Origin of the sequence: Streptomyces shinuiensis (assembly GCF_043660855.1) — a bacterium.
In the GTDB taxonomy this organism is placed as follows: Bacteria; Actinomycetota; Actinomycetes; order Streptomycetales; family Streptomycetaceae; genus Streptomyces.
Genome location: NZ_JBIHML010000001.1, coordinates 5,295,466 through 5,315,581, shown reverse-complemented (window position 1 = coordinate 5,315,581; position 20,116 = coordinate 5,295,466). Strand labels below are relative to the sequence as shown.

General features: G+C 74.8%; 22 protein-coding genes and 1 riboswitch. Of the genes, 9 read left to right on the top strand and 13 right to left on the bottom strand.

All coding sequences use genetic code 11. From position 1 onward, the window contains the following. Positions 1–12 precede the first annotated feature (12 nt). The gene (locus ACGRHY_RS24105; protein WP_394637405.1) at positions 13–255 is read left to right on the top strand and encodes a cupin domain-containing protein; all 243 of its coding nucleotides are present in this window, start codon (positions 13–15) and stop codon (positions 253–255) included. Positions 256–500: 245 nt separating this feature from the next. On the opposite strand, the gene ACGRHY_RS24100 is transcribed toward ACGRHY_RS24105, so the two are convergent. After that, the gene (locus ACGRHY_RS24100) at positions 501–1,154 is read right to left on the bottom strand and encodes a hypothetical protein (protein ID WP_394637404.1); all 654 of its coding nucleotides are present in this window, start codon (positions 1,152–1,154) and stop codon (positions 501–503) included. A 353-nt stretch (positions 1,155–1,507) separates the two neighbouring features. Between ACGRHY_RS24100 and ACGRHY_RS24095 the strand changes: the two genes are divergently transcribed. Further along, the gene (locus ACGRHY_RS24095) at positions 1,508–1,663 is read left to right on the top strand and encodes a hypothetical protein (RefSeq protein WP_394637403.1); all 156 of its coding nucleotides are present in this window, start codon (positions 1,508–1,510) and stop codon (positions 1,661–1,663) included. Between the two features lie 102 nt (positions 1,664–1,765). On the opposite strand, the gene ACGRHY_RS24090 is transcribed toward ACGRHY_RS24095, so the two are convergent. Beyond that, a complete protein-coding gene (locus tag ACGRHY_RS24090; protein ID WP_394637402.1) occupies positions 1,766–2,926 on the bottom strand; it encodes a LysR family transcriptional regulator in 1,161 nt (386 codons plus the stop codon). 304 nt (positions 2,927–3,230) lie between these two features. On the opposite strand from ACGRHY_RS24090, the gene snpA reads away from it, so the two are divergent. Then, complete coding sequence (gene snpA, locus ACGRHY_RS24085; protein ID WP_394637401.1) at positions 3,231–3,887, top strand: snapalysin; 657 nt, start codon at positions 3,231–3,233, stop codon at positions 3,885–3,887. Positions 3,888–4,098: 211 nt separating this feature from the next. Here snpA and ACGRHY_RS24080 read toward each other — a convergent pair whose 3' ends face one another. From ACGRHY_RS24080 to ACGRHY_RS24055, 6 genes are all read right to left on the bottom strand, one after another. Continuing rightward, complete coding sequence (locus tag ACGRHY_RS24080; RefSeq protein ID WP_394637400.1) at positions 4,099–5,109, bottom strand: zinc-binding dehydrogenase; 1,011 nt, start codon at positions 5,107–5,109, stop codon at positions 4,099–4,101. Positions 5,110–5,232: 123 nt separating this feature from the next. Continuing rightward, a complete protein-coding gene (locus ACGRHY_RS24075) occupies positions 5,233–6,294 on the bottom strand; it encodes a glutathione S-transferase family protein (RefSeq protein ID WP_394637399.1) in 1,062 nt (353 codons plus the stop codon). Between the two features lie 155 nt (positions 6,295–6,449). After that, the gene (locus ACGRHY_RS24070; protein ID WP_394637398.1) at positions 6,450–6,929 is read right to left on the bottom strand and encodes a VOC family protein; all 480 of its coding nucleotides are present in this window, start codon (positions 6,927–6,929) and stop codon (positions 6,450–6,452) included. Between the two features lie 44 nt (positions 6,930–6,973). Next, the gene (locus ACGRHY_RS24065; RefSeq protein ID WP_394637397.1) at positions 6,974–7,945 is read right to left on the bottom strand and encodes an AraC family transcriptional regulator; all 972 of its coding nucleotides are present in this window, start codon (positions 7,943–7,945) and stop codon (positions 6,974–6,976) included. A 50-nt stretch (positions 7,946–7,995) separates the two neighbouring features. After that, positions 7,996–8,658: an FMN reductase gene (locus ACGRHY_RS24060; protein ID WP_394637396.1), complete on the bottom strand. Its 663-nt coding sequence runs from the start codon at positions 8,656–8,658 to the stop codon at positions 7,996–7,998. A 75-nt stretch (positions 8,659–8,733) separates the two neighbouring features. Then, a complete protein-coding gene (locus tag ACGRHY_RS24055) occupies positions 8,734–9,843 on the bottom strand; it encodes an LLM class flavin-dependent oxidoreductase (RefSeq protein ID WP_394638179.1) in 1,110 nt (369 codons plus the stop codon). A gap of 205 nt (positions 9,844–10,048) precedes the next feature. On the opposite strand from ACGRHY_RS24055, the gene ACGRHY_RS24050 reads away from it, so the two are divergent. Further along, entirely contained in the window at positions 10,049–10,237 is a 189-nt protein-coding gene (locus tag ACGRHY_RS24050) for a hypothetical protein (RefSeq protein WP_394637395.1), read from the top strand. Positions 10,238–10,294: 57 nt separating this feature from the next. Here the strand turns inward: ACGRHY_RS24050 and ACGRHY_RS24045 are convergent, their stop codons facing one another. Beyond that, positions 10,295–10,609 (bottom strand): DMT family transporter, encoded by a 315-nt coding sequence (locus ACGRHY_RS24045; RefSeq protein WP_394637394.1) that lies wholly within the window; start codon positions 10,607–10,609, stop codon positions 10,295–10,297. 41 nt (positions 10,610–10,650) lie between these two features. Continuing rightward, a riboswitch (guanidine-III (ykkC-III) riboswitch) is annotated at positions 10,651–10,713 on the bottom strand. Between the two features lie 97 nt (positions 10,714–10,810). Here ACGRHY_RS24045 and ACGRHY_RS24040 point away from each other — a divergent pair. The 3 genes from ACGRHY_RS24040 to ACGRHY_RS24030 all read left to right on the top strand — a co-directional run bounded on the left by ACGRHY_RS24040 (position 10,811) and on the right by ACGRHY_RS24030 (position 13,619). Further along, the gene (locus tag ACGRHY_RS24040) at positions 10,811–12,142 is read left to right on the top strand and encodes an endonuclease Q family protein (protein WP_394637393.1); all 1,332 of its coding nucleotides are present in this window, start codon (positions 10,811–10,813) and stop codon (positions 12,140–12,142) included. A gap of 87 nt (positions 12,143–12,229) precedes the next feature. Then, positions 12,230–12,892, top strand: coding sequence for a dienelactone hydrolase family protein (locus tag ACGRHY_RS24035; RefSeq protein ID WP_394637392.1), 663 nt, complete (start codon positions 12,230–12,232; stop codon positions 12,890–12,892). 73 nt (positions 12,893–12,965) lie between these two features. Then, entirely contained in the window at positions 12,966–13,619 is a 654-nt protein-coding gene (locus ACGRHY_RS24030; protein ID WP_394637391.1) for a phosphoribosyltransferase, read from the top strand. Between the two features lie 65 nt (positions 13,620–13,684). On the opposite strand, the gene ACGRHY_RS24025 is transcribed toward ACGRHY_RS24030, so the two are convergent. The 4 genes from ACGRHY_RS24025 to ACGRHY_RS24010 all read right to left on the bottom strand — a co-directional run bounded on the left by ACGRHY_RS24025 (position 13,685) and on the right by ACGRHY_RS24010 (position 18,109). Continuing rightward, positions 13,685–14,875 (bottom strand): globin domain-containing protein, encoded by a 1,191-nt coding sequence (locus ACGRHY_RS24025; RefSeq protein ID WP_394637390.1) that lies wholly within the window; start codon positions 14,873–14,875, stop codon positions 13,685–13,687. 110 nt (positions 14,876–14,985) lie between these two features. Continuing rightward, positions 14,986–15,438 (bottom strand): RrF2 family transcriptional regulator, encoded by a 453-nt coding sequence (locus ACGRHY_RS24020; protein ID WP_394637389.1) that lies wholly within the window; start codon positions 15,436–15,438, stop codon positions 14,986–14,988. Positions 15,439–15,498: 60 nt separating this feature from the next. Then, positions 15,499–16,665 (bottom strand): anhydro-N-acetylmuramic acid kinase, encoded by a 1,167-nt coding sequence (locus tag ACGRHY_RS24015; RefSeq protein ID WP_394637388.1) that lies wholly within the window; start codon positions 16,663–16,665, stop codon positions 15,499–15,501. 58 nt (positions 16,666–16,723) lie between these two features. Next, the gene (locus ACGRHY_RS24010) at positions 16,724–18,109 is read right to left on the bottom strand and encodes an MFS transporter (protein WP_394637387.1); all 1,386 of its coding nucleotides are present in this window, start codon (positions 18,107–18,109) and stop codon (positions 16,724–16,726) included. 285 nt (positions 18,110–18,394) lie between these two features. Here ACGRHY_RS24010 and ACGRHY_RS24005 point away from each other — a divergent pair, with 285 nt between their 5' ends. Together ACGRHY_RS24005 and ACGRHY_RS24000 are read left to right on the top strand one after the other, a co-directional pair. Then, positions 18,395–18,631, top strand: a complete 237-nt coding sequence (locus ACGRHY_RS24005) for a hypothetical protein (RefSeq protein ID WP_394637386.1) — start codon at positions 18,395–18,397, stop codon at positions 18,629–18,631. Between the two features lie 124 nt (positions 18,632–18,755). Beyond that, a complete protein-coding gene (locus ACGRHY_RS24000) occupies positions 18,756–20,102 on the top strand; it encodes a 6-phospho-beta-glucosidase (protein WP_394637385.1) in 1,347 nt (448 codons plus the stop codon). The last annotated feature ends 14 nt before the right edge of the window (positions 20,103–20,116 follow it).

The following is a 20,116-nucleotide window of genomic DNA, read 5'->3' as shown; positions in this document are numbered from 1 at the left end:
GAGGTGGGGGGAGTGACGTACGAGCCGGTACCGCCGCACCGGCTGGAGGTGCCCGCGCCGAACGCGCTGCTGTTCGCCGTGGGCTCCTTCGACACCATCGGGCCGCCGTCGCGCGCCGGCTTCCCGCGCCGGCACGTCTTCCACGAGATCGTGTACGTCACCGGCGGCCGCTGCACGCATGTGGTGGACGCGGTGCCGTGGCGGCCGAGCCCGCCGAACCTCTGCGCGGTCGCCCCCGGGCAGGTGCGCCCCTGACGCGGGGTCCCGGGCCTGAACGGCTGGGTGGTGCTGTTCACCGACGACTTCCTGCTGGAGCACCCGGAGGACCGCGAGACGCTGCGGGGTCTGCGGAAGCGGCCGTGGCTGCGGCCGCCGCGTGCTCACCACCCGGCTCTACTTCCCGGGCGAGCCGCGCAACGGCACCGACGCGATCCTCGACCCGGTGCCGTTCCGGCACACGGCGGCCGGCCGGCCCGCCCCGGCGGCGAGCGCCGTCGCGGTCAGCCGGCCGCCGCGGCCTCGGCGTCCGGGCCCCGGTGGGAGGTGAGGCAGGCCAGGAGTCCGGCACGGTGCAGCTCGGCGATCGGCGCCATCAGGTCGGGGTGCCGCAGCAGGGGCACGGCCTGCCGGTCGAGTCCGTCGGGAGCGGCCAGCCTGCGGAAGTCGACCGCCAGCCCCCGCGCGTGCTCGCTGCGCAGGGCACCGGCCACCGCCTCCTCCACCAGGTCCGGCGAGGTCAGCAGGCAGGCCGCCCAGCTGGCGAGGACCTCGTCCACCCAGGTGCGCCAGGCGCTCCCCGTCTCACCGGGCTCGCGGGGCACGGGGATCCACGGCAGTCCGGCGGACGCGCCGGCGAGGTCGCCGGAGCTGCCGGGGCCGCCGGACTCGTCGGCCCTTTCCGGGTCCCCGGGGCCGGCCGGCTCCGGGGCCACCACGCCGGTGATCCGGTCCAGCCGCAGGGCGCCGCCCGGTCCGGCGACCGTCACCAGCGCGGCGTCCAGCGGCGTCGGATAGCGCAGCCAGGCCGCGACCGTGACCGCCTGGCGCGCCTGCGCCTCGGCAAGGGAGGCGCTGAGCACGCCGCCGGCGGTCGGGTAGGAACGGACCAGCCACCGGGTGGTGGCGGCTATGACGGAGGAGAGATCAGCAGACACCTTGGTCCCGCATTTCGGAAGAGCGGATTCCGGTATTCGGTACCTCGATGGTAGCGAGCCGCACCCGGGCCGCCGGGGTGAATTGCGACACCGGGCACCCGGCGGCGCGCGGAACACCGCACCGGGAGGCGGATCAGGTAGGAGGGCGCGCGGAGGGGTCTCGTCACCGGCCGTACGCCGGGCTACGGTGACGTGTGACAGCCGCGCCTTCGGTGGTGACCGCACCGGCGGCGCGGACGGACCCGGCGGGACACGGCGGGAGGGGAACTGCCGTTGAACTGCACCACATGCGGAGCCACCGTGATCCAGGGCCCCGACGGGCGCTGGTCCTGCGGCAACTGCGGAGCAACCGGATGAGCCCATCACACTCCGACGTCCCGGCGCACGACGTGGCCGTGATGCACTGCGCGCAGTGCGGCTGGTCGGTCCAGGAAGGGCCGCGCGGCGGCTATGTGTGCACCCAGTGCTTCCACACCGTCGAGCCGCCGCTGGACTTCGGCAGGGGCTGACCCGGGGCCGTCCGCCGCGCACACTTCTTCCCGCCCACGCCCCGCTCTTCCCACCCGTATCCCGCCCTGCTCTTCCCACCCGTATCCCGCCCTGCGTCCGCCTCATCCGCGCGCCCGGGGTACGCGCGGCGCGGTGGTGTGCGGGGCGGGCCGCCGTGCGGCCCGGAGCGGGCCGGGCACCGCGGCCAGGGCGTGCTCCGGCGGCCCGTCCGGCAGGCCGCCCGCGGCCTCAGCCCGGCCGTCGGCGTGGCCGGGCGACGGTGCGCCGGACCGCACGGCGGCGGACGGCGCGGGGCCGCCGCCCGGTGAGGGGAGCAGCGGGCTGCCGTGGCGCAGCAGCCACCAGCGGTAGGCGGGGCTGGCCCAGGCGACCTCGGCGTAGGCGGCCATGAGGTCGGTGCGCAGTCCGCCGATCTCCGCCGCCAGAGGGCTGTCCGACCGGCAGGTCAGTAACAGCCGTACCGCCAGCGGGTCGTCGCGCAGCGGCCGGATGACCATTCCCTGGCGCTGCTGCGAGGCGGGCTGGCACACGCTCACAGCCTCACCCCCGGCGATCAGCGCCGCGGCGGTGGTGTTGTCGGGCACGTGGACCATGCGCGGGTTCAGTCCGGCGGTCGCGAAGGCGCGGCGCGTGGCGGCCCACTCCCCGTCCGCCGTGAAGTCGACGATCCACTGCTCCTCGGCGAGGTCGGCCATGTCGACCACCCGGCGGCCGGCCTGGGTGTGGGTCTCGGGCAGGGCGATGAACTGCGGTTCCCTGGCGACCAGGACGTGCTGTTCCACGCCTGGGGGGAAACGCAGCGGAAAGCCCTCCGGCTCGTGGACGAACGCCACGTCCACCTGCCCGTCGGCGACCGTCTGGAGCAGCGAGTTGGCCGAGACGTCGATGTGGATCCCGGTCTCGGCGCCGGGGTAGCGGGCCCGGAGCCTGCGCACCCATCCGGCCACGGCACGGCTGGCCGTGCTGCCGATCCGCAGCCGCGCCCCTCCGGCCAGCGCCGCCGCGCTCCTGGCCTCGCTCACCAGGGCCGCCATGTCGGCGACGATCGGACGTGCGCGGCAGAGCACGGACCGCCCCAGGGCCGTGGGGCGGCTGCCCGTGCGCTCACGGGTGAACAGCCGTCCGCCGATGGCGTTCTCGATACGGCGCAGCTGCGTGGTCAGGGAGGGCTGGCTCATGCCCAGGCGCAGCGCCGCCTTGCGGACGCTGCCGGCGTCGGCGATGGCGCACAGCACACGCAGATGCCTCACGTCGAGCTCCACCCCTGGAGGATAACGACGCCCCAACAGGCGGCACCAGCCGCCCAAACGCCACCGAAACGGCATGCCCGGCGTTCCCGGCACGCGACTTCGGCCGTCCCGGGCCGTTCCGGTGGTCCTCGGCACGCCTCTTCCGGTCGGGGGATCGAGCGGTGCGATCCGGGTGATAGCCCGGCGCTATCGGCTGTTGGCATCATCCCGGCGGCGCCGAGGTCGAACACAATTCTGACTGAACGAAGTTCCTCCGCCGGACCCGGCCCCCACAGGTTCCGCACCCGGGTTCACCGACGAGAAGGAGACCCCCCACATGAAGTCCTCCAGAGCGGCCTTGGCCGCGGCGCTCGGCCTGGGCACGGCCCTGAGCCTGACCGCGGTGCCGGCCTCCGCGGCCCCCGCCCAGGCCGACCGGCTCCCCGCCTCGATCGCCGCGTACTCCGGCTCCGCCACCGACCAGGCCAACACCAGGGCCTTCTTCGAGGCCGTGATGGAGTCCGCGCTGTCCAAGCAGCGGACCACGGGCGCGCAGGCCGTCACGGTGGTCTACGACGCCAGCCGGGCGCCCTCGTTCGCCACCGAGATATCCCGCAGCGCCCAGATCTGGAACTCCTCGGTCAGCAACGTGCGCCTGGTGTCGGGCAGCAACGCCGACTTCCGGTACTACGAGGGCAACGACTCGCGCGGCTCCTACGCCAGCACCGACGGCCGCGGCAACGGCTACATCTTCCTGGACTACCGGCAGAACCAGGTCTACAACTCCACCCGCGTGACCTCGCACGAGACCGGCCATGTGCTGGGCCTGCGGGACAACTACTCCGGGCCGTGCAGCGAGCTGATGTCCGGCGGCGGCCCCGGCCCGTCCTGCACCAACGCCTACCCCAACGCCGCCGAGCGCAGCCGGGTCAACCAGATCTGGGCGTACGGCCTGAGCGCCTTCCAGAAGGAATCCGCCGCCAAGGCCCGCTGACGGCAGGGCGGCCACCTGGTGAGCCCGCTCACCGGGCGACCGCCGACCGGCGCGGCCACCCGCCCGCCGGCCCGGCGTTTTCTCCCCCCACGGACGCCGGTCCGGCGGACTCGCTCCGGCGCCGGGCAGGAGGGACGAGACCCTGCCCGGCGCCGGCGCCCACGGCCCGCACAACCCGTACGGCCCGCCCGGCCGCCGCACCGGCGCCGCGTCACGGGCGCAGGATCAGCCGAACCGGGTTGCCCTCCTTGCGCAGCAGCCGGTCCACCGCCTCCCGTGCCTCCGCCAGCGGCAGCACCCCGCTGACCGACCGCGAGAAGTCCAGCCGGTGCCGCCGCACCAGTTCGACGAGCTGCACCACGTGCTCGTCGGAGGAGCCGTAGTGGCCCAGCACCTGCTGCTGGAAGTAGCTGAAGGCGGTGCCGTCGCTGATGGTCAGCGGCTTGTCGGTGAGCCCGACCAGCACCAGCCTGCCACCTGGCCCCAGGCAGCGCACCGCCTGCTCCCGCACCGTCGGCACACCGGCGAAGTCGAAGGCGACGGCCAGCCCGGCCCCGCCGGTCTCCCCCCGCACCCGGGCGGGCAGCTCGGGGTCGTCCGGCGAGAAGGCCATGTCGGCGCCGAAGGCCAGGGACCGCTCACGCGCCTCGGGCAGGGGATCGACCGCGATGATCGGCGCGGCGCCGACCAGGCGCAGCAGTTGCACGCCGTGCGCGCCCAGACCGCCCGCGCCCCAGACGCCGGCCGGGCGCGCGGGCTCGGTGCGGGCGGTGGCGGTGATGGCGGCCCACGGGGTGGACACCGCGTCCGGGATGATCGCGGCCTGCTCGAAGGGCAGCTCGTCCGGGATCCGCACCAGCGTCGACTCGGTCGCCACCGCGTACTCGGCCCAGCCGCCGTCGTAGTCCACGCCGCGGGTCCACACCGCCCCGTCCCGCTCCTCCCCGGCCTGGAGCAGGACGCGCTGCCCCGGCCGCCACCGGGTCACGCCCGCGCCCGGTTCGGCGACGACGCCCGCGACCTCGTGGCCGAGGGTGACGGTGTCCCCGGGCAGGTACAGCGGGGTGAGCGTGCCGTCGATCAGGTGCACGTCCGACAGGCAGACCCCCGCGGCCTCCACCTTGACCAGCGCTTCTCCCGGCCCCGGGCGCGGGGTGGGCACCTCCTCCACCGAGAAGGCCCGCGTCTTCACGTCCAGCCGTCCGGCGAGCACGGTGACCACCTGTTTCCCACGTCGGTGCCTGCGATCGTCCTGCGTCCCCGCCGGGGTACCCGCGCCGGAGACGGGAAATCCGGGGCCGGGGAACGACGCGGAATGACGGGGAACGCGGCCCGGCAGGCGGTTTCACGCTCCGCCTGCGCCGCCCCCGCTCCCGGCACCGGATCCGGTGCCGGCCCGGCCCGGGGCGGGGATCTCCTCCGCCGCGGGCGGCGGGCCGGGCGGGGTCCCGTCGCCGAAGGGCCGTCCGCCCAGCTCCTCGCGGCGGTGCGGGGCCGACCACCCGGACAGGTCCGGGCCCAGCGGCACGATCTGGGTGGGGTTGATGTCGGTGTGCACCTGGTAGTAGTGGTGCTTGATGTGGTCGAAGTCGACCGTGTCGCCGAAGCCGGGGGTCTGGAAGAGATCGCGGGCGTAGGCCCACAGCACCAGGTCCTCGGTCAGCTTGTTGCGGTTGCACCTGAAGTGGTTGTGGTAGACCGCGTCGAAGCGCACCAGGGTGGTGAACAGCCGCACGTCGGCCTCGGTGATGGTGTCCCCCACCAGGTAGCGGCGGTCGGCCAGGCGCTGTGAGAGCCGGTCCCAGCAGGCGAACAGGTTCCGGTAGGCGCGCTCGTAGGCCCGCTCGCTCTTGGCGAACCCGGCCAGGTACACGCCGTTGTTCAGATTGCGGTAGACGTCCTCCATCACCTCGTCGATCTCGTCGCGCAGCGGCTCGGGGTACAGGTCGGGCGCGCCGTCGCGGTGCAGCGCGGTCCACTCGGTGGCCAGGTCGAGCGTGATGCGCGGGTAGTCGTTGGTGACGAGCACGCCGCTGGGGACGTCGACGATCGCCGGGACGCTGATCCCGCCGTCGTAGCCGGGTTCGCGGGCGGCGTACGCCTCGCCGAGGAAGGCGATGCCCAGCACCGGGTCCCGGCCGTCCGGGTCCAGGGTGAAGCGCCAGCTCCGCTCGTCCTGCAGGGGGTCGGCGACCGCCAGGGAGATCGCGTCCTCCAGGCCGAGCAGCCGCCGCACCACCAGGGCCCGGCTCGCCCAGGGGCAGGCCCGGCTGACCACCAGCCGGTACCGTCCGGCCTCGGCCGGCCAGCCGCCGGCGCCGTCGGCCGTGATGCGGTCGGTGAAGTGGCTCGGGGACCTCTTGTACTCGGCTGTCGTGCTGCCGGGGTTGCCGACGCTGGTCGTCATGGGGGCTGTCTTCCTCTCGGGCTCGCCGGCTCTCGGACGCCCGGCCGTCCGGCCGTCCGGTTGACCGGTTGACCGGTTCTCGGGGCGCGGGAACCGGACGCCTACCCGCTCGCCCGCTCCGGCACCCGTACGCCCGGCGGCCCCGGCGGATCCCGTCAGCTCCCGGCGGCGGCCCGCGCCGGACGCGCCGCCCCGCGCGGCTCGCCGCGGTAGGTGCCGAACTGCCAGCGGTTGCCCTCGGGGTCCCGTACGGCGAAGTCGCGGGAGCCGTGGCCGGTGTCGTACGGCTCCCTCAGCACCCGCGCACCGGCGCCCACGGCCCGGGCGAAGAGTTCGTCGGGGCGGGCGGTGACGACGTACGCGCCGAAGCTCCCCGGCTCCAGGGGCCAGGGGTCGTCGTCGCCTCCGCGTACCGAGCCGAGCATGATCCCGCCGCCCTCGGGCCAGTCCAGTTGCGCGTGGTGGACGGTGTCGGCGTCCGCGCCCTCGCCCCTGACGACCAGCGTCTGCCGGAAACCGAACGCGTCGGTCAGGAAGCGGATCAGCGCCAGGGCGTCGCGGGCCCGCAGCGTCGGCCACACCGCGGGGTCCGGTGCCGTGGGTTCCGGTGTCGTGGGTTCCGTGCCTGCCGTCATCTCCGCCGCCCTCCTGTGCCGGGTTCCGCCGGGTTTCTCGCGGCTCACCCCTTCTCGGTGAGCCCCCGCACATCCCACTGTGGCGCCGCGGCGTCCTCGGCGGCTTGGACGTTTCGGAACAGCGTGCCGTGCTCCTGCTCCAGCCAGCGGCTGGGTGCGCAGCCCGCCAGTGCGCGGAACTCCCGGGCCAGATGGGCCTGGTCGAAGTAACCACACTCCACCGCCAGTCCGGCCGGTCCCGGCTCGCCCGCGACCGCCGCACCGGTTCCGGCGGTCCCCGCGGCCCGGGCCACCAGCAGCCGGCGGGCCCGGTCGAAGCGGACCACCCGGGCCGCGGTCCTGGGCGTGAGTCCGATCTCGGCGCGGAAGCGGCCGGTGAGGTGGCGGGTGCTCCAGCCGGCCTCCTTGGCCAGCTCCGGGACGGCGGCGGTGCCGCCGGAGGCCAGCAGCCGGTGCCAGGCCCTCGCCACTCCGGGGCGCACGGTCCGCTCCGGGCGCAGCAGGTCGGACAGGGCGCGGTCCAGTACGGCGAAGCGCTCCGGCCAGGTCGCGGCCTGCCGCAGCCGGTCGTGGAGCTCGGCGCAGCGCCGGCCGAGCACGGCGTCGGCGGGTACGTCCAGATGCGCCAGCTCACCGGCGGGCGGGCCCAGCAGGGCCCGTGCGCCCAGCGGGCCGAGCGCGATCCGGACGCCCGACTGCCTGCCCTCGTGGGCGATCAGCGCGGGCGCCGCGTGGAGGCCGCCGAGCAGCGTGTCGTAGTGGGCGGGCGGCTGCCGGGGGTCGGGGTGGGCGGCCACGGTGAGCCGGTCGTCCAGGGTGAGGATCAGCGTCAGGTACGGGGAGGGCAGGCCGCGGTGGAGGGTGGGCGGCAGACCGGCCTGGCGGTAGCCGGTGTACCCGGCGACGTACGGCCGCAGCGCGGGGGCCGGGCGGCGGCCCACGTACTCGTCGACCGCCCCGCCGGCCGCCTCGGGGCCGGCGGGGCGGGTTGGGTCGGTTCCGTTCGCGGTGCCCATACGGCCCAGTATCGGCCCCGGGCGGACGCGGCGGGCGGGGCGCGGGCGGATCAGTCGAGGCCGAGGGCGGCCAGGTGCCGGGCGAAGGGGACGACGGTCTCGCCCGCCCCGCCGGCCTCCCCCGCGATCGCATTCTCCCCGCCGGTCCCGTCACCGGGCAGCGGCCGGCCGCCGGCCAGCTCCGCCAGCTCCCGCGCGGCCCGGCCGATCCGGGCGGACAGCTCACCGGCCCTCTCGTCCCCGGCACCCCAGTCCTCGGAGGCCGCGTAGACGGCGGTGGGGACGGTGACCGCCCGCAGGTAGGCGAACATCGGGCGCATGGCGTGCTCCGTGACCAGGGAGTGCCGCGGCGTGCCGCCGGTCGCGGCCATCAGGACCGGCTTGCCGTGCAGCGCGGTGTTGTCGATGACGTCGAAGAAGGACTTGAACAGACCGCTGTAGGAGGCGGTGAAGACGGGGGTGACCGCTATCAGGCCGTCGGCGCCGGTCACGGCCCCGACCGCCTCGGCCAGGGCGGGACCGGGGAAGCCGGTGACCAGGTTGTGGGCGATGTCGGTGGCCAGGCCGCGCAGTTCCACCACCTGCACCTCGACCGGGCGCTCCCCGCCCTCCAGGTGCCGCCGGGTCGACTCCGCCAGCCGGTCGGCGAGCAGGCGGGTCGAGGAGGGGCGGCCGAGGCCGGCCGAGACGGCCGTGATCCGGATGGGTTCCATGGTTGTGCTCCTACAGGTCCTGTGCGGGGGCGTCCGGTGTGCCCGGTGGTGTCCGGGCGGGGTGCGGCGGTGGGGTCAGGCCGTGGCACCGGGGGCCGCGGCTTCGGCCCCGGCCTCGCGGCGGGCGACGAGGGAGGCGTGCGTGGGTGCGTCCGGCACCTGCGCGGGGCGCCTGGCGGCGAACTCCTCGCGCAGCACGGGCACGACCTCCTCGCCGAGCATGTCGATCTGCTCCAGCACGGTCTTCAGCGGCAGCCCGGCGTGGTCCATCAGGAAGAGCTGGCGCTGGTAGTCGCCGGCGTAGTCGCGGAAGGCGAGGGTCTTCTCGACGACCTGCTGCGGGCTGCCCACCGTCAGCGGGGTCTGCTCGGTGAAGTCCTCCAGCGACGGCCCGTGGCCGTAGACGGGCGCGTTGTCGAAGTAGGGGCGGAACTCGCGGACGGCGTCCTGGGAGTCGCGCCGCATGAACACCTGGCCGCCGAGGCCGACGATCGCCTGCTCGGCGGTGCCGTGGCCGTAGTGGGCGTAGCGCTCCCGGTACAGGGAGACCATGCGCCGGGTGTGCTCCTTGTCCCAGAAGATGTTGTTGTGGAAGAAGCCGTCGCCGTAGTAGGCGGCCTGCTCGGCGATCTCCGGGGAGCGGATGGAGCCGTGCCAGACGAACGGCGGGACGCCGTCGAGCGGGCGCGGGGTGGAGGTGAAGCCCTGCAGGGGGGTGCGGAAACGGCCCTGCCAGTCCACCACGTCCTCGCGCCACAGTTTGTGCAGCAGCGCGTAGTTCTCGACGGCCAGCGGGACGCCCTGGCGGATGTCCTGCCCGAACCAGGGGTAGACCGGTCCGGTGTTGCCGCGGCCCAGCATCACGTCCACGCGCCCGTCGGCCAGGTGCTGAAGCATCGCGAAGTCCTCCGCGATCTTGACCGGGTCATTGGTGGTGATCAGGGTGGTGGAGGTCGACAGGATCAGGCGCTCGGTGCGGGCGGCGATCCAGCCGAGCATGGTCGTCGGCGAGGAGGGCACGAAGGGCGGGTTGTGGTGCTCACCGGTGGCGAAGACGTCCAAGCCCACCTCCTCGGCCTTGAGCGCGATGGCGACCATGGCCTTGATGCGCTCGTGCTCGGTGGGCGTCCGGCCCGTGGTCGGGTCCGGGGTGACGTCGCCCACGGTGAAGATTCCGAACTGCACTGCACTCACATCCCAATAGTTGACTGTTCAATCACTTTATCGAACAGCCTGGCTCCCCCGCCTATTCCGGCTCCCCGTTCCAGCTGCTCCCCACCGAGGAGGCATGGACACCCGGGTGCGGGGAACCGCGTAGCGCGGAACGCCCACAACGGGCTGCCCGTACGGCCCGCACGCGCAGCCCGTACGAGGCAGGGAGCGAGGCACCATGTTCAAACGCCGCCACAAGGAAGAGCAGCACGAGAAGGACAGGCGACTCAGGCAGGTCGCCAAGGAGCACGTCCGCCACCTGTCCGGCGAGACCGCCAAGGGGCGGGTCGACCCGTCCACGACCGGGCGCGCCGGACGCACCTGGCGGAAGAAGGGATCCCCCGGCAAGGGCGACACGTCCCGCTGAGGGCTGCTCCGGCCCTGTGCGGTGGATCCCGGCCGAGCGGGCCGGGACCCACCGCACTCACTCCAGGATCTTCAGACCCACGACACCGGCGACGATCAGCACCAGGCAGAGCACACGTCCGGCGGACACGGGGTCACCCAGCGCGACCATCCCGTACAGCGCCGTGCAGACCGCCCCGATCCCGACCCACACCGCGTACCCGGTGCCGATGGGGATGCCGCGCATCGCGTAGGCCAGGCCGCCCATGCTCAGGGCGAGGGCGACGACGAACAGCACGCCGGGCCTGAGGCGGGTGAGGCCGTGCGACGCCGAGAGCGCCGCGGCCCACACCGCCTCCAGGAGCCCCGAGACGACCAGTACGACCCACGCCATGACGTGACCCTCCGCAGGTGATGTCGCTTTGCCGCGTATGACCTGCGCCGTCTTGTCCTGCCGGGTACGGCGCGCTCGTCCGGGGCGCGGGGCGCCACGGCCAACCTAGCACCGGCCCGCGACGCCCCCGTCCGTACCCTCGTCCGTACCCTCGTCCGCGCCCCCGTCATGCCGCCGCGCTTCCCGGGCACGCGTGGGTACATGCGCTACTACGCCGACCTGCACGTGCACTCCCGGTACAGCAGGGCGTGCAGCCGCAACAGCGATCTGCCGCACCTGGCCTGGTGGGCGCGGCGCAAGGGGATCACCGTGCTGGGCACCGGCGACTTCCTCCACCCCGTGTGGGCGGAGGTGCTGCGCGAGTCGCTGGTGCCCGCGGAGCCGGGCCTGTTCCGGCTGCGCGACGACCTCGACCACGAGGTGCTGGAGGCCCTGCCGCCCTCATGCCGCGGCCCGCTGCGCTTCCTGCTCCAGGTGGAGGTCGCCACGAACTACCGGCGCGGCGACCGGGGTCGCAGGATCCACCACCTGTGCTACGCGCCCGGCTTCGACGCGGCCGGGCGCCTGGCCCGCGCCCTGTCCCCGTACGGCGACCTCGCCTCGGACGGGCGGCCCGCCCTGGCGATGGACTCCCGCGATCTGCTGGAGGCCGTCCTGTCCTGCGGCGAGGGCTCCTATCTGGTCCCGGCGCACGCCTGGACGCCCTGGTTCGGCGTCCTGGGCTCGAAGTCCGGCTTCGACGGCGTGGACGAGTGCTACGGCGACCTGGCCGGGCACGTCTTCGCACTGGAGACGGGCCTGTCCTCGGATCCGGAGATGAACTGGCGGGTCTCCCGCCTGGACCGCCTCCGGCTGGTCAGCCACTCGGATGCGCACTCCCCGCCCGTCCTGGGCCGCAACGCCACCGTGTTCGACACCGGGTTGGACTACTTCGCGATCCGCCGCGCCCTGGAGACCGGTCAGGGGTACGCCGGCACCGTGGATCTGTACCCGGAGGCGGGCAAGTACCACCTGGACGGGCACCGTGCCTGCGGGGTGCGGCTGGAGCCGGCCGAGACCAGGGCGCTCGGCGGCAGGTGCCCGGTGTGCGGCAGGAAGCCGACCGTCGGTGTGCTCCACCGGGTCGAGGAGCTGGCCGACCGTCCCCCCGGGCGGAGGCCGTCCACCGGCGGGGAGGCACTGAGGATCGTCCCGCTGCCGGAGATCACGGGCGAGGTCCTCGGGGTCGGGCCGAAGACCAAGGCCGTCGGGCGGGCTCTGGAGGGTCTGACCGCCGCGCTGGGCCCGGAGCTGCCGCTACTGCTCCAGGTGCCGGTGAGCCGGGTGCGCGAGGCGGGCGAGCCGGAGACGGCCGAGGCGATCGAGCGGCTGCGCGCCGACCGGGTACGGCGCGAGCCCGGCTACGACGGCGAGTACGGCTCGATCTCGCTGTTCGGGCCCGAGGACGCCGGGGAGCCGCGGGAAAAGCGGGAGCCGGGAGGGCCGGGAGGGCGAGAGGAGGAACGGGCACCGGCGGGCGGGGCGGGCCGGTAGGGCGCCGGGCCCGCCTCCGGACGCATACCGCCGCGACCGGCGGGTACCCCGGCGGCGCACCGATCCCCACAGCACGGGAGGTGGCCGATGCTCCCCCAGACACTGAGGATCCCGACCGACGCGGGAGCCGCCCTGACCGGGGACCTCACCGTGCCCGACGGGGCCCGCGGCGTCGTGGCCTTCGCCCACGGCAGCGGCAGCTCCCGGCACAGTCCGCGCAACCGGGCGGTGGCCGGGGTCCTGCAGGACGCCGGGCTGGGCACTCTCCTGTTCGACCTGCTCACCGAGGACGAGGAGCGGACGGACATGGTCACCGCCGAGTACCGCTTCGACATCCCCCTCCTCGCGCGGCGCCTGGTGGCGGCGGTCGACTGGCTCGGCGGCCGTCCGGGCACCGCCCGGCTGCCGATCGGCCTGTTCGGGGCCAGCACCGGCGCCGCCGCGGCCCTGGTGGCCGCGGCCGAGCAGCCCGGCCGGGTGCGGGCCGTGGTCTCCCGGGGCGGCAGGCCCGACCTCGCGGGCGGCGCCCTGGACCGGGTCTCCGCGCCCGTCCTGCTGATCGTCGGCGGCGAGGACCGCGAGGTGCTGCGGCTGAACGAGCAGGCGGCCTCACGGCTGTCGGCCCCGTGCACGGTGCACGTGGTGCCCGGCGCCACCCATCTGTTCGAGGAGCCCGGCACCCTCGACCAGGCCGCCGCCGCGGCCCGCGACTGGTTCGTCCGGATGGCCCGGGAGACGGTGCCCGGGTGAGCCGTCCCGCCGCTGCCGCACCGGTGTCCGGCCTCCGGGCGGCGGGGCCGCCGGAAGCGAAGGGAGACAGATCATGCGCTTCCACGACCGCACGCAGGCGGGCCGGATGCTCGCCGAGCCGCTGCGGGACCTCCAGCGCGCCGGAGAGATCGGGGACCCGCTGGTCCTGGCCCTCCCCCGGGGCGGCGTTCCCGTGGGCGATGAGGTCGCCCGCGCACTGCACGCACCGCTGGACGTACTGGTCGCCCGCAAGATCGGCGCGCCGTTCAACCCGGAGTTCGGCGTCGGGGCCGTGGCGGGCGGGGGTCCGCCGCTGTTCGACGAGCAGTCCCTGCGGATGCTCGGCCTGACGGCCGGGGACCTGGCCGGGCAGGTCGGGCGGGAGCGGGCGGAGCTGCGCCGCCGCGAGCACCTGTACCGCGGCGGCCGTCCCGCCCTGGAGCTTCGGGGCCGCACTGCGGTGGTCGTCGACGACGGGCTGGCCACCGGCGTCACCGCGCGCGCCGCGCTGCACGCCGCCCGTGTCCTGGAGCCGGAGCTGCTGGTCCTGGCCGTCCCGGTCTCCTCCGTACAGGCGGCCGCGGCGATGGAGGGGGTGGCCGACCTCCTGGTGTGCCTGGAGACGCCGCCGTCCTTCCAGGGGGTCGGGCAGTGGTACGAGGACTTCCACCAGGTGGGCGACGAGGAGGTGGTCGCCGCCCTGAGGGCCTCGGCCGCCGCACGCTGAAGAGCGCGGCGGCCTGTGGCGGGACGCCGGAGCGGTGTCCCGGCCGGCCTGCCCGGCCGGCCTGCTCAGTCGGCGTCGAGGCCCAGGTCGGGTCCGAAGGACTCGTAGTGGATGCGGGAGGCGGGGACGCCGCGCTCCAGCAGCTGGGTGCGCACCGAGCGCATGAACGGCACCGGCCCGCACAGGTAGGCGCGGACCCCCTCGGGGATCTCGACGCCCGACAGGTCGACCAGTCCGGTGCGCTCGGCCGGCCACTCGCCCTCGGGGCGCTCGTACCAGACGTGGAGGGCGGCGTCGGACAGCTTGGCGGTGAGCAGTTCCGTCTGCTCGCGGAAGGCGTGCGAGGACTCGGTTCGGTCGCCGTGCACCACGGTCGTGCGGCGCGGGGATCCGGTGGCGGCCAGATGGGCCAGCATGCCAACCATCGGAGTGCAGCCGATCCCCGCCGAGGCGAGCAGGACCGGGTCGTCGCCGTCCTCCAGCGCCACGTCGCCGAAGGGGGCGCCGACGGTGAGCACATCACCCTCGCGGACGTTCTCGTGCAGCCAGTTGGAGACCTCGCCGGCCAGGGCGCCGTCGACGCGCTTGACCGATATCCAGCGGTCGTCGCCGTCGGGGGCGCAGGAGAGGCTGTACTGGCGGATCTGCCGCGCCCCGTCGGGCAGGGTGACCTGGACGGAGACGTACTGCCCCGGCCGGAAGGGCGGCACCGGGCGGCTGTCGGCCGGGCGGAGCATGAAGGTCGCCACCTCGGCGGTCTCCTCCATGCGGCCGATCACCCTCCAGGGCCGCCACACGTCCCCGTCGCCGAGTCCGCTCGCCGCGTACAGCCGCGCCTCCATGGCAATCAGGGCTCCGGCCATCAGCCAGTACACCTCGTCCCACGCCTCGGCCACCTCGGGCGTGACCGCCTCTCCCAGGACCTCGGCGATGGCGTCGAACAGATGGCGGTGGACGATCGTGTACTGGTCGGCCGTGATGCCCAGGGACGCGTGCTTGTGGGCGATACGGGCCAGCATCGCGTCGGGGCGGCGGTCGGGGTGCTCCAGCAGCATGGTGGCGAAGACGGCGATGGAGCCGGCCAGTGCGCGGCTCTGGGTGCCGTTGGCCTGGTTGCCCCGGTTGAACAGGTCGCGCAGCAGCTCGGGGTGGGCGGCGAACATCCTGCGGTAGAAGACCGGGGTGATGTCGCCGATGGCGGCTCCGATGGCCGGCAGGGTGGCGCGTACGACGGCGGTGGACTTCTCGGACAGCATCACTGACTCCTTAATTCGCACAGAAGATGCGAGTTTCAGGGCGCGCGGAATCACTCCACGGCACCTCGGTCGGTTCGCGGCTGGATCGGGTACGGATCGGGCCCGGGCGGCTACGCGGGGGACGGCGGGCCGGTGAGCAGACGGAGCATCACGGGCCCCGCCCGCCCGCCCACCAGATCCCGCACCGTCAGCGGGTCGAGCGTCGCGTAGAACGCCTCCTGGGCCTCGTGCAGCGCGGTCCGCAGGCGGCACGCGCCGCGCAGCGGGCACGGCGCGGACGGGTCCTCGCAGCCCACCACGTCACCGGCGCCCTCCAGTTGCCGGACGAGCCGGCCGACGGAGGCCTCCCGGCCGCGGGAGGTCAGCTCCAGCCCGCCGCCCCTGCCCCGCCGGGCCTCCAGCACGCCCATGTGCTGGAGCCGGCTCACCACCTTGGACACGTGCGTGTACGGCGCGGCCACCGATTCGGCGACCTCCCGGGAGGTGGGGACGTCGCCCTCGTCCATCACCGCCAGGCGCATCACCACACGCAGCGCCAGATCGGTGAACTTCGTCAACCGCATGCGATGACGGTATCAATGCGCATCCTGGATGCGAATTTGAGGATCGTGCGGAGGTCCGGTTCAGGCCACATGGAGCCGTACGGGCGCCGGACCGCCCCAGGGGCGCGGCAGCGGCCCGCCCCGGCCCGGTGTGATCGACCCCAGCACCCGGGCGTGGCGCGCGCCGGTGCAGGCCGGGAGCGTGCCGGGCAGGCCGAGGGCCGTGAGGAAACCCAGCAGCGCGAAGGCGTGCGCCTCCTTGGCCCCGGAAGGCAGGCCGAGCTCGTCGGACACGCGCACCGGGATCCCGTCCAGGGCGCGGGCGAGCCGGGCCAGCAGCACGGGGTTGCGGGTGCCGCCGCCCGAGGTGATCACCTCGGTGCCGCCGGCGGCGCGTACGGCGTCGGCGACGGTGCGGGCGGTCAGCTCGGTGAGGGTGGCCAGCACATCCTCGGCGGGCAGTTGTCCGAAGCCGGCCAGGGCGGTGCGCAGATAGGCGGCGTTGAACAGCTCCCGGCCGGTGGTCCTGGGCGCGGGCCGGGTGTAGTACGGCTCGGCCAGCAGTCTGTCCAGCAGCGGCCCGCGGACGGCGCCCGCGGCGGCCAGCGCGCCGTCCGCGTCGTGGTCGGCGCGCCCCCCGGTCAGCTCCCGAACGGCCGTGTCGAGCAGCACGTTGGCGGGCCCGGTGTCGTACGCCAGCGGGCCGTGCGCCCCGTGCGCCACCGTGATGTTGGCGATGCCGCCCAGGTTGAGGGCGACGGGCGTCCCCGGCCGGCCGCGCAGCCACATCACGTCCAGGGCGCTCACCAGCGGCGCGCCCTGCCCGCCGGCGGCCACGTCGCGGGGGCGCAGGTCGGAGACGACCGTGCGGCCGGTGCGTTCGGCGATCCAGGCGGGCTGGCCGAGCTGGAGGGTGCCGCGGACCCGGCCGTCCTCCGTCCAGTGGTAACAGGTATGCCCGTGTGAGACGACCAACTCCGCACTTCCGGAACACAGTTCGCGGTCGGCGCGGTCGGCCGCCGCGGCGAGGGCCTGCCCGAGGAGGGTGTCGAGCCGGCAGACCGCGGCCATGGTGGTGGACGACGGCGGGAGTGCCGCGAGCAGTTCGCGGCGCAGCCCTCCGGGGAAGACGCACTCGCGGTCGCCCAGCGGCGTCAGGACGACGGTGTCACCCTCGATCCGCAGATCGGCGGCCGCCGCGTCGATCGCGTCGCAGGACGTCCCCGACATCAGTCCGATCACCCTCATGCCCGTGCCCTCCTCGTCCTTCGTGCCGTCCCTGTCCGTGCCCGCCGTCCGTGCCCGGTCAGTCCCGCAGCGCGCGCCGGTGGTCGTCGCCGCGCAGCGTGAGCAGCGCCGGCAGGCCCACCGCGCAGACGGCCATCACGTACAGCGCGGGGATGTCGGCGTCGCCGGTGCGCTTGATCAGCTCGGTGATGATGAGCCCGGCCGAGCCGGAGAACACCGCGTTGGACAGCGAGTACGCCAGCCCCAGACCGGTGTAGCGGACGGTGGTGGGGAACATCTCGGCGAGCATCGCCGGGCCGGGCCCGGCCAGCAGCCCCACCGCCGCGCCGGCTGCGAACACCGCCGCCGCCCTGGCCGCCGAGGAGGCGTCCGGGTCCTGGAGGAGGTTGAGCAGGGGGAGGGCGAGGGCGATCAGCGCGACCGTGCCCGCGGCCATCACCGCCCGCCGTCCGATCCGGTCGCTGAGCGCCCCGGCGGGGAGGATCGCCAGCGCGAAGCCCGCGTTGGCCACGACCGTGGCCAGCAGCGCCTGCTGGAAGGAGGCCCCCAGGGTGCTCTGGAGGTAGGAGGGCATCACGACGAGGAAGGTGTACCCGGCCGCGGACCAGCCCATCAGACGGCCGATGCCCAGTCCGATGGCCCGCCGGGTCGCGGCGGCGGACGGCGGGGGCGCCACGGCGTGGGCCGGGGGCGCGCCTTGTGGCGCGCAGGCCGCTCCCGCGCCGTGCGTGTGGCCGGTGGGACCGCCGGAGGCTCGCCGGAAGGAGGGTGTCTCCTCCAGCCGCAGCCGCAGCCACAGTGCGGCCAGCCCCATCGGCACGGCCAGCAGGAACGGCAGCCGCCAGCCCCACCGCTGGAGGTCCGCCTCGCCGAGCACCGCGGCCAGCAGGGCCGCCAGACCGGCGCCGGCGAGCAGCCCCAGCGCCACCGTGAACGACTGCCAGGCCCCGTACAGCCCGCGCCGGCCGGGCGGCGCGAACTCCGTCATCACCGACACCGCGCCGCCGAACTCCCCGCCCGCCGAAAGCCCCTGGACGACGCGGGCGAGGGTGAGCAGCCACGGCGCGGCGGCGCCCACGGTGCCGTACGTCGGCAGCAGGCCGATGGCCGCCGTGGCGGCGGTCATCAGCAGGACCACCAGGATCAGGGTGGGGCGGCGGCCGATCCGGTCGCCGATCCGGCCGAACAGGGCCGCGCCCACCGGGCGGAAGAAGAAGGCCAGGGCGAAGGAGGCGTAGGTCTTCACCAGTGCCTCGGCGTCGCTCCCGCCCTCGGGGGTGAAGAACCGCGCGGCGATGACGGTCGCGAAATAGCCGTAGACCCCGAACTCGTACCACTCGATGAGGTTGCCGACCGATCCCGCCACCAGCGCGCGCCGTGACGCGGGCGGCGTGCCCTCCCCGTCTGCGGCCTCTCCGTCCCTGGCCTCCTCGGTCGCCGTCATCGTCCCGTCCTCCCGGTCCGTCGGTGCGCGCCCTGCCGGGCCCCGCCGTGGGTGTCACGGCCAGTCATGCCCCGCCGGCGGAGAGGAGATGTCCGGAACCCGGACCTTATTGTCGGGGGCACGTCATCCCGTTCGCGCCCCGGCGCGTCGGCGCGTCGGCCGGGCGGGTGGTAGCGGTGCGCCGGTCGGAGCCCGGCCGCCGCGTCGCGGAGGGGCCGCCGGGCGCCCGCCGCCATCCTTGCGGCTGACCCACCCAGCGGACGACCGGCGGAAGGGACACATGTCATGAGCGTGTGCGAGGTGTGCGGCAACGACTACGAGATGGCGTTCGAGGTGCGCGCGGCGGGCGCCGTCCACGTCTTCGACAGCCTGGAGTGCGCGGCGCACCGGATGGCGCCCATCTGCGAGAACTGCCAGTGCCGCATCCTGGGCCACGGTTCGCAGTCGGCGGACGGACGGTTCTTCTGTTCCGCCCACTGCGCGCGGACGCAGGGGCACGCGGAGCTGATCGACCACGGCTGAGCGGCCGGACGGCCGGCCCGTACCCCGGTGCGGGGCCGGTGTGAGACCGTGGCGGCGTGAGACATGACGTCGTGACGACCGTGCCGCGGACCGTGCCGGGAGCGGCTGCCGGAGGTGGCCGGGCATGAGGCTCACCGTGATCGGCGGCGGCGGGTTCCGGGTGCCGCTGGTGCACCGGGCGCTGCTGGAGGACTCCGGGGACCGGGCCGGCCGCGTCACCGAACTCGTCCTGTACGACACCGACCGCGCCCGGCTGGACGCGATCGGCGCGGTCCTCACCCACCAGCGTGGCCGGCACACCGGCCGGCCCCCCGCGCTGCGCGCCACCACCGACCTCGACGACGCGCTGCGCGGCGCCGACTTCGTCTTCTCCGCCATCCGGGTCGGAGGTCTGGCCGGCCGGGTGCGCGACGAGCGGATCCCGCTGGCCGAGGGGGTGCTGGGGCAGGAGACGGTGGGCGCGGGAGGCGTGCTGTACGGCCTGCGCACCCTGCCGGTGGCCGTGCGCGTCGCCGAACGGATCGCCGAGGTCGCTCCCGGCGCCTGGACCATCAACTTCACCAACCCGGCGGGGATGGTGACCGAGGCGATGGCCGCCGTCCTGCGCGAGCGCGGCCTGGGCGAGCGTGTCGTCGGCATCTGCGACTCGCCCGTCGGGCTGTGCCGCCGCGCCGCGCGCGCCCTGGGCGCCGACCCGGACCGCGCCGGCTACGACTACGTGGGCCTGAACCACCTGGGCTGGCTGCGCCGCCTCACGGTGGACGGCCGCGACCGGCTGCCCGAACTGCTGGCAGACCCCGCCGCACTCGCCTCCTTCGAGGAGGGCAGGCTGTTCGGCGCCGACTGGCTGCGGACGCTGGGCGCGCTGCCCAACGAGTACCTGCACCACTACTACTTCAACCGCGAGGCGGTGGCCGCCGTCCGCGGGGCCCGGGAGACGCGCGGCGAGTTCCTGCGCGGCCAGCAGTCCCGCTTCTACGAGCTGGCGCGGCCGGACGACCCCGCGCAGGCGTACGGCGAGTGGGAGCGCACCCGCCGCGAGCGCGAGGAGACCTATCTGGCCGACAGCCGCGAGGCCTCCGGCGGCTGGGAGCGCGACAGCTGCGATCTGGAGGGCGGCGGCTACGACCGGGTGGCGCTGGCCCTGATGCGGGCGATCGCCCGGGACGAGCGCACCACGCTGATCCTGAACGTCCCCGGCCTCGGCGCCGTCCCCGGGCTGGACGGCGACGCGGTGGTCGAGGTGCCGTGCCTGGTCGACGCCTCCGGCGCGCACCCGCTGGCGGCCGGTGCCGTGGCGGCCGACCAGCTCGGCCTGATGCTCACGCTCAAGGCCGTCGAGCGGGCCGCGATCGAGGCGGCGCGCACCGGGTCGCGCGGGGCGGCGCTGCGGGCGCTGGCGCTGCACCCGCTGGTGGACTCGGTGGGGGTCGCCGGGCGGATCCTGGACGCGGCGGGCGGGTTCGGCTGACCCGCCGGTAGCGG

What these genes read in the sequence shown, in the direction of transcription:
- ACGRHY_RS24095 (WP_394637403.1), top strand. Translation starts at nt 1,508, where the DNA reads ATGAGCCCATCACACTCCGACGTCCCGGCGCACGACGTGGCCGTGATG.
- snpA (WP_394637401.1), top strand. Translation starts at nt 3,231, where the DNA reads ATGAAGTCCTCCAGAGCGGCCTTGGCCGCGGCGCTCGGCCTGGGCACG.
- ACGRHY_RS24075 (WP_394637399.1), bottom strand. Translation starts at nt 6,294, where the DNA reads ATGACGACCAGCGTCGGCAACCCCGGCAGCACGACAGCCGAGTACAAG.
- ACGRHY_RS24070 (WP_394637398.1), bottom strand. Translation starts at nt 6,929, where the DNA reads ATGACGGCAGGCACGGAACCCACGACACCGGAACCCACGGCACCGGAC.
- ACGRHY_RS24065 (WP_394637397.1), bottom strand. Translation starts at nt 7,945, where the DNA reads ATGGGCACCGCGAACGGAACCGACCCAACCCGCCCCGCCGGCCCCGAG.
- ACGRHY_RS24060 (WP_394637396.1), bottom strand. Translation starts at nt 8,658, where the DNA reads ATGGAACCCATCCGGATCACGGCCGTCTCGGCCGGCCTCGGCCGCCCC.
- ACGRHY_RS24050 (WP_394637395.1), top strand. Translation starts at nt 10,049, where the DNA reads ATGTTCAAACGCCGCCACAAGGAAGAGCAGCACGAGAAGGACAGGCGA.
- ACGRHY_RS24045 (WP_394637394.1), bottom strand. Translation starts at nt 10,609, where the DNA reads ATGGCGTGGGTCGTACTGGTCGTCTCGGGGCTCCTGGAGGCGGTGTGG.
- ACGRHY_RS24040 (WP_394637393.1), top strand. Translation starts at nt 10,811, where the DNA reads ATGCGCTACTACGCCGACCTGCACGTGCACTCCCGGTACAGCAGGGCG.
- ACGRHY_RS24035 (WP_394637392.1), top strand. Translation starts at nt 12,230, where the DNA reads ATGCTCCCCCAGACACTGAGGATCCCGACCGACGCGGGAGCCGCCCTG.
- ACGRHY_RS24030 (WP_394637391.1), top strand. Translation starts at nt 12,966, where the DNA reads ATGCGCTTCCACGACCGCACGCAGGCGGGCCGGATGCTCGCCGAGCCG.
- ACGRHY_RS24025 (WP_394637390.1), bottom strand. Translation starts at nt 14,875, where the DNA reads ATGCTGTCCGAGAAGTCCACCGCCGTCGTACGCGCCACCCTGCCGGCC.
- ACGRHY_RS24020 (WP_394637389.1), bottom strand. Translation starts at nt 15,438, where the DNA reads ATGCGGTTGACGAAGTTCACCGATCTGGCGCTGCGTGTGGTGATGCGC.
- ACGRHY_RS24015 (WP_394637388.1), bottom strand. Translation starts at nt 16,665, where the DNA reads ATGAGGGTGATCGGACTGATGTCGGGGACGTCCTGCGACGCGATCGAC.
- ACGRHY_RS24010 (WP_394637387.1), bottom strand. Translation starts at nt 18,109, where the DNA reads ATGACGGCGACCGAGGAGGCCAGGGACGGAGAGGCCGCAGACGGGGAG.
- ACGRHY_RS24005 (WP_394637386.1), top strand. Translation starts at nt 18,395, where the DNA reads ATGAGCGTGTGCGAGGTGTGCGGCAACGACTACGAGATGGCGTTCGAG.
- ACGRHY_RS24000 (WP_394637385.1), top strand. Translation starts at nt 18,756, where the DNA reads ATGAGGCTCACCGTGATCGGCGGCGGCGGGTTCCGGGTGCCGCTGGTG.